This window comes from Vibrio bivalvicida (assembly GCF_001399455.2).
Taxonomy (GTDB): domain Bacteria; phylum Pseudomonadota; class Gammaproteobacteria; order Enterobacterales; family Vibrionaceae; genus Vibrio; species Vibrio bivalvicida.
In genome coordinates, this window is record NZ_LLEI02000022.1 from 78,727 (window position 1) to 85,095 (window position 6,369).

The window sequence follows — 6,369 nt, forward strand, 5'->3', positions numbered from 1 at the left end:
AGGTTGTTTGTGATTTCAACGGCTACACGGCTAGTTCGATTATTGTTATGGCTCACCGTTACTGTTTTGGTCATTTTGGCTGCGACAGTAACGGCGCTGCGTATCGCGCTGCCTCAACTCAACCATTTTCAACCTCAAATCCAGAGCTGGATCAACCAAGGCTCAGGGCTAGAATTTGACGTTTCTGAAATAAAGGGGTTTTGGCGTAATACCCATCCGTCACTTTCTTTGCAAGGTGTAACGGCTAAAACACCGGAAAGCAGCGGCATCCACTTCTCAGCGGAGAATGTAGAGATTGAGTTAGATTTGATTCAGTCATTGATTCAACAGCAGCCTGTTGTTGCTGATCTCAATATTTACCAGTTCAATTTAGATATTACTTCGGTTGAGTGGGTCAATACCGACAGCGACCAACCTCCGCAACTGCAACCTCAGGGTGAGCAGAAAGATGTGATGCAGCAGTTAGATCAATTGTTGTTACGTCAACTTGACGGCTTCGCCTTAACTGAGTCGAAAATTCAATTTCTGGGTATAGATGGTACGAGCCGCGAGCTCGATATCAAAAGGTTACAATGGCAAAACAATGGCCGTCATCATCGAGCAGATGGTGAAGTCAGTCTCGCACATGGCAATCTAAACTCTGCAGAAGTCAAAGCAAACTTTGTCGATCACGGCTCACTAAAGGATGTCAGTGGTGAGTTTTACTTGTCAGTGCAAAACGTCTTGATTACGCCTTGGCTGACCAAGTTTATCAAAACTGAATCAGGGATAGATAAAGGGCAAGTGAGCTTTAGTAGCTGGTTGACTTTAACTCAAAGTAAACCAACCAGTGCCTATCTGGAGTTTGATTCGTCAGAGCTAAGCTGGAAAGAAGGTGGGCATCACGAACTATGGTTAGAGTCTGGTGTTGTTGAACTAGAACCAAGGAATGAAGGTTGGCAAGTAAATGCTCACTCACTAAAACTCAATACCGATGAGGTGGAGTGGCCGGATCTCGATGTTGCCTTTGATTGGCAGCCAAACGAGTGGCGTTTAAATGTTTCACAGCTCGATATTGCGGCGATTACTCCGCTAATCAAACTGGCACCGAAGTCCAAAGCGAGCACAGATATTCTTAAATCTCTTTCTCTCGGTGGACAAATCGAAGACATTCGAGTCTCTATGGCTGATGGTATCGATAGCATCAAATACTCTGCTGAACTGTCAGGTGCTTCCATGTCGCAGTGGGATTTGCTACCAGGTTTGAATCATTTATCTGCCTCTATTGCCGGTAACCTCAGTCAGGCGAAGGCCAAGGTTTCATTGATTGATGATGTTTTACCCTATGGGGATGTGTTCCAAGCGCCGCTTCATATTAGGCAAGGACAAGTCGATGTTGTTTGGCAAAATAGTGAGTCTGGTTGGAGTTTGTGGGCTGATAAAGTGACAGCTGCGACTCCAGATCTACAAGTTTTAGGCGCTTTTAAGCTCGATTTCCCGCACGATCGCAGCCCATTCTTATCCTTCTATGCCGAAGCCGATTTATACAATGCTGCGGAAACTTGGCGCTATTTACCGACTTTAGCGCTAGGCCGTGAACTGACCGACTATTTAAGTACTGCGATTCAAGGTGGCAAGGTAAATACTGCTAAGTTACTTTGGTATGGTGAGTTAGGCGATTTTCCGTATCACAACAATGACGGCATGTTTCAGGCATGGGTTGGCTTAAAGCAAGCGAAATTTAGCTTTGATACCGCTTGGCCGCCAATCACCGATCTACAGTTAGATCTGCTGTTCCAGAACGATGCCATGTATCTCGACTCGCGCAGTGCCACTCTTATGGATGTTAAAGCCAAGCGCATTACCGGGCGTATTCCCGAGTTAGCGGAAGGTGGTCATATCGAAATCGAAGCACAGGCTGTCGCACAAGGTAATGCGGTGCGTGACTACATGACCGCTTCCCCGTTGGTCGATTCGGTTGGTGCAGCATTAACCGCAGTTCAAGTTGATGGGCAGGTGGAGTCAAGCTTTCAACTCAATATCCCGTTTAGTGAAAATAAGGAAGCTCGCGCCTGGGGATACGCCGATCTAAAAGACAACCACGTTACTATTGATGCTCCGCCAATGACGTTAGAAAAAGTGTCGGGTCGGGTTGAATTTGATAATGACGTTGTCAGCGCCGCCGGATTATCCGCCGGGTTACTTAATCAGCCTGTGTCAATTGATTTCCAAGGTGAGAATATTGACCAAGGCTATGGCGTGGCGATTGACGTCGTTGGTGATTGGGATGTTGAACCTTTAGTACCTTATCTCGGTAAGCAGTGGCTTGAGCCACTAAGTGGGCATACCCCTTGGAATATGGATGTTGATATCCAGCTTAACGATGTCGGCTTTACCTACCAAATTAATACTCAAGCGGATCTTAAGTTTCTTGCCAGTGACTTTCCTGCACCACTAAATAAGGTAGCAGGGAGTGCAGGTAAAGCACGGCTTGAAGCGTCGGGTAACCAAGAGAGCATCACTGCTCGCGTCCAGCTACCCAATTTTAAGTATCAAGCTGAAATCGATATCCGACCAGAAGTTCCAGTGCTAACTGATACCTATTTAGTACTGGGTAAGGGCAGTTACAGAATCAGTCCGGTCGCTGGCCATCAGGCAAAAATTTTGGTCGATGATCTCAATTTAGATCAGTGGTTTGAACGCTTTGCCGTTGAAGAAGGGCCATCAGAAGCACTCGTCGCTCAGATGAATACACCAGAAATCCCTTTGCCGACAAGAATCGACCTTGATGCCAAAGAGCTTACGCTGGGCACTATTGATTGGAATGATGTTGATTTTAGTGCCAAGCGTAAAGGCTTAGGCTGGTACCTGAGCCTAGATAGCCAAGAAGCAAAAGGTGAAGCTAGTTATATTGAACCTTATGACCTATCAGTGTCTTTAGAGCGTCTGCATGTCTATATTCCCGCTTTAGATAAGGAATACAAAGACAAAGGTATGTTTGAGCCAGAAAACAATGATGCACCGCTTATCAGCCACTTTGAGCGTACATTCCATGAGCAGATTCCCAATATTACCCTGACAATCGACGATTTTTGGTTACAGGGATATAAAGTCGGCAAGACGCACCTTGATTTGCAGCGCCAAGGTGAAAAGCTGGAATGGAAGAAACTGACATTTGAAAGTGGTGCCAACAAAGTTGATATGACAGGCTGGTGGCAACTGAATGAAACCGAAAGCCACACCAAGTTCGACATTGAGATGTCTGGTGAAAACAACAGTGATGTGATGGAGCGCTTTGGTATTTCTTCAGGGATTCAGCGAGCCCCATTTGAAATCAGTTCGCAGTTGGAATGGGATGGCTCTCCTTGGTCAGGCAAGGTGGATACTCTAAGTGGTGAAGTGTCGACTAAGCTAGGTAAAGGTATTATCTCTGATGTCAGCGGTGCTGCGCGTTTGCTGGGGATATTTAGCTTAGACTCTATTATCCGCAAGATGCAGCTCGATTTTAGTGATGTCTTCGATAGGGGGATGGCCTTTAACTCGATCACAGGGAGTGGCTCGATTCGTAATGGTATATTCCTCACCAATGACATCGAAATGGATGCCGTTGCCGGAGAGATGAATATTAAAGGCCTCGCTAACCTTAATTCTCGCACTGTTGATGCGGAAGTAAAATTCACACCGGATATCACCTCAGGCATTCCTGTATTAACCGCTTTTGCCGTGACGCCGCAAACCGCATTGTATGTACTGGCCATTACGACTGTTATATCACCGGTAGTAGAAGTCTTTACTCAGGTAAACTATGAAGTAAAAGGTCCGCTAGACTCACCTGTAGTTAAAGAGCTGTCTCGTAGTAAGGGCGAGTTTGAGCTGCCAGAGTCACTACGAGAATCGACTAAATAAGGAACAAAACTCATGGAACGAGTGGGATTAATTCAAATGACCTCAGGGCCAATCCCGAGTGACAATTTGGCCTATATCCGTAAGCAAGTGGCTAATTTGGCTGACCAAGGTGCTCGATTAATCGTTACACCCGAGAATGCACTAGTGTTTGGTAATCGTAGCGACTACCACCGACATGCAGAGCCGATAGGTCAAGGGCAATTACAAATCTCTTTATCTGAGATGGCGAGGGAGAATGGAATTTGGCTAGCAATAGGAAGCATGCCAATTCAGCGAGAGCAAGGAGTGACCACAACCTCATTGCTCTATTCTCCTGATGGTCTGCTTGTTGCCCAGTATGACAAGCTGCATATGTTTGATGTTGATGTCGCTGACAGTCATAAGCGCTACCGTGAGTCAGAAACCTTTATGCCCGGAAGTGCAGTCGTTGGTTACCAAGCACCATTTGCCCATATTGGCCTGAGTATCTGCTATGATGTTCGTTTTCCTAGTTTGTATAGCGAACTGGCACACTTAGGCGCAAATTTGATTCTCGTTCCTGCGGCTTTTACCGCCGTGACTGGAGAAGCGCATTGGGAAATCTTACTTCGTGCACGTGCGATTGAGACTCAGTCTTGGTTGATTGCGGTTAATCAAGTTGGAACTCATCCATGTGGAAGAGAAACCTGGGGGCACTCGATGGTCATTTCTCCGTGGGGCAAGGTGGTCGCGAGCCTTTCCGATCAACCAAGTAATTTATTGGTCGATATCGATTTAAGCCAAGTAAAAGAATTAAGAGCTGCGATGCCAGTGGGTCAGCATGCTCGATTCAGCAACCAGTTACAAAATTAAGAGCAAAGTATGACAATAAATCACGTAGAAGGTGCATTGCTAAAGTCAGCCGGACTTAGTGAACAAGATATTGCTGATACGCTTGCGAGTATTGCGACTCGCCAAATTGATTACGCCGATATCTATTTTCAGTCGAGTTGGCATGAATCTCTGGTTTTAGAAGATAGCATCATCAAAGATGGCTCTTTCAATATTGATTGCGGTGTAGGCGTTCGTGCTGTCACTGGTGAGAAAACCGGTTTCGCCTACTCTGACCAAATCCAGCTAGAAGGCCTGACGCAAAGTGCAGTTGCTGCTCGTGGTATTGCTCAGCAAGGTCAAAACGGCAAAGTTCAGGCGTTTAAGCGTAGCGATAATCAAAGCTATTACTCTGCAGCTAACCCATTAGAAAGCTGGCAGAAAGAGCAAAAAACCAAGCTGCTTAAAGAACTCGATGCCTATATTCGAACGAAAGAGCCGTTGATTAAAGAAGTGTCTATCAGCTTGAGTGGCGTGCATGAGCAAATGCTGGTGGCGGCTACAGATGGTACTTATGCTGGTGATATACGTCCGCTAGTGCGCTTATCTATTAGTGTACTGGCACAAAAAGGTGATCGCCGTGAGCGTGGTAGCTCTGGCGGTGGTGGTCGATTTGGTTACGATTTTTTCCTCACTGATAGTGATGGTGCTAAGGTCGCGTACCACTATGCCGATGAAGCGATCCGTATGGCGCTAGTAAACCTTGAAGCTGAAGCCGCGCCTGCTGGTATGATGCCTGTGGTACTCGGCTCTGGTTGGCCGGGCGTTCTGCTGCATGAAGCAGTCGGCCACGGACTTGAAGGTGACTTTAACCGTAAAGAGTCTTCAGTATTTAGTGGCAAAGTCGGTGAGAAAGTAACGTCTGAGCTGTGTACTATTGTTGATGACGGTACATTGAAAGATCTACGTGGTTCATTAAACGTTGATGATGAAGGTGTAAATGGCCAGTACAATACTTTGATTGAAAATGGCGTACTTAAAGGTTATATGCAAGACAAGCTCAACGCCCGTTTAATGGGTGTTAGTCCAACAGGCAATGGTCGTCGTGAGTCTTATGCTCATCTTCCTATGCCGCGTATGACCAACACATACATGCTGCCAGGTCAGCACACACCAGAAGAGATCATCTCTACAGTTAAGAAAGGTCTGTATGCGCCTAACTTTGGCGGCGGTCAGGTGGATATTACTTCAGGGAAGTTCGTCTTCTCGGCCTCTGAAGCTTACTTGATTGAAGATGGCAAAATCACTCGCCCAGTAAAAGGGGCCACCCTAATTGGCTCAGGCATTGAAGCGATGCAACAAGTCTCGATGGTTGGTAATGATCTTAGCATTGACCGTGGTGTCGGTGTGTGCGGTAAAGCAGGTCAAAGTGTTCCAGTTGGTGTCGGTCAGCCAACGCTGAAGCTCGATTCGATCACTGTTGGTGGTACGGAATAGAGAAGGGAACGCTTTCGCTTCGAGATTCGAGAGAGGACTTAGTCCTTCGAGGGGTCTTTGTGGATGAGGTGGCGAAAGTTGCTGAAAAGCTTAATTGGACATAAAAAGAAGGGTTGACGCCATGCGCCAACCCTTTAATTTTTCTCGCTTCTCGCTTCTCGCTTCTCGCTTCTCGCTTCTCGCTTCTCGCTTCTCGCT

The 6,369-nt window shown here is 46.5% G+C and carries 3 protein-coding genes; all 3 read left to right on the plus strand.

Features of this window, described 5'->3' with window-relative positions:
- Positions 1 to 9 precede the first annotated feature (9 nt).
- Genes APB76_RS08655 through tldD form a run of 3 tightly spaced genes read left to right on the plus strand, consistent with a single transcriptional unit; the run spans position 10 to position 6,171 of the window.
- Positions 10 to 3,885: a YhdP family protein gene (locus APB76_RS08655; protein WP_054962778.1), complete on the plus strand. Its 3,876-nt coding sequence runs from the start codon at positions 10 to 12 to the stop codon at positions 3,883 to 3,885.
- A 12-nt stretch (positions 3,886 to 3,897) separates the two neighbouring features.
- Positions 3,898 to 4,716, plus strand: a complete 819-nt coding sequence (locus APB76_RS08660) for a carbon-nitrogen hydrolase family protein (protein WP_054962777.1) — start codon at positions 3,898 to 3,900, stop codon at positions 4,714 to 4,716.
- A gap of 9 nt (positions 4,717 to 4,725) precedes the next feature.
- Positions 4,726 to 6,171: a metalloprotease TldD gene (tldD, locus tag APB76_RS08665; RefSeq protein ID WP_049844380.1), complete on the plus strand. Its 1,446-nt coding sequence runs from the start codon at positions 4,726 to 4,728 to the stop codon at positions 6,169 to 6,171.
- The last annotated feature ends 198 nt before the right edge of the window (positions 6,172 to 6,369 follow it).

Bases quoted from the DNA above. Each gene is read 5' to 3' on its own strand.
- APB76_RS08660 (WP_054962777.1), top strand. From the start codon at position 3,898: ATGGAACGAGTGGGATTAATTCAAATGACCTCAGGGCCAATCCCGAGT.
- tldD (WP_049844380.1), top strand. From the start codon at position 4,726: ATGACAATAAATCACGTAGAAGGTGCATTGCTAAAGTCAGCCGGACTT.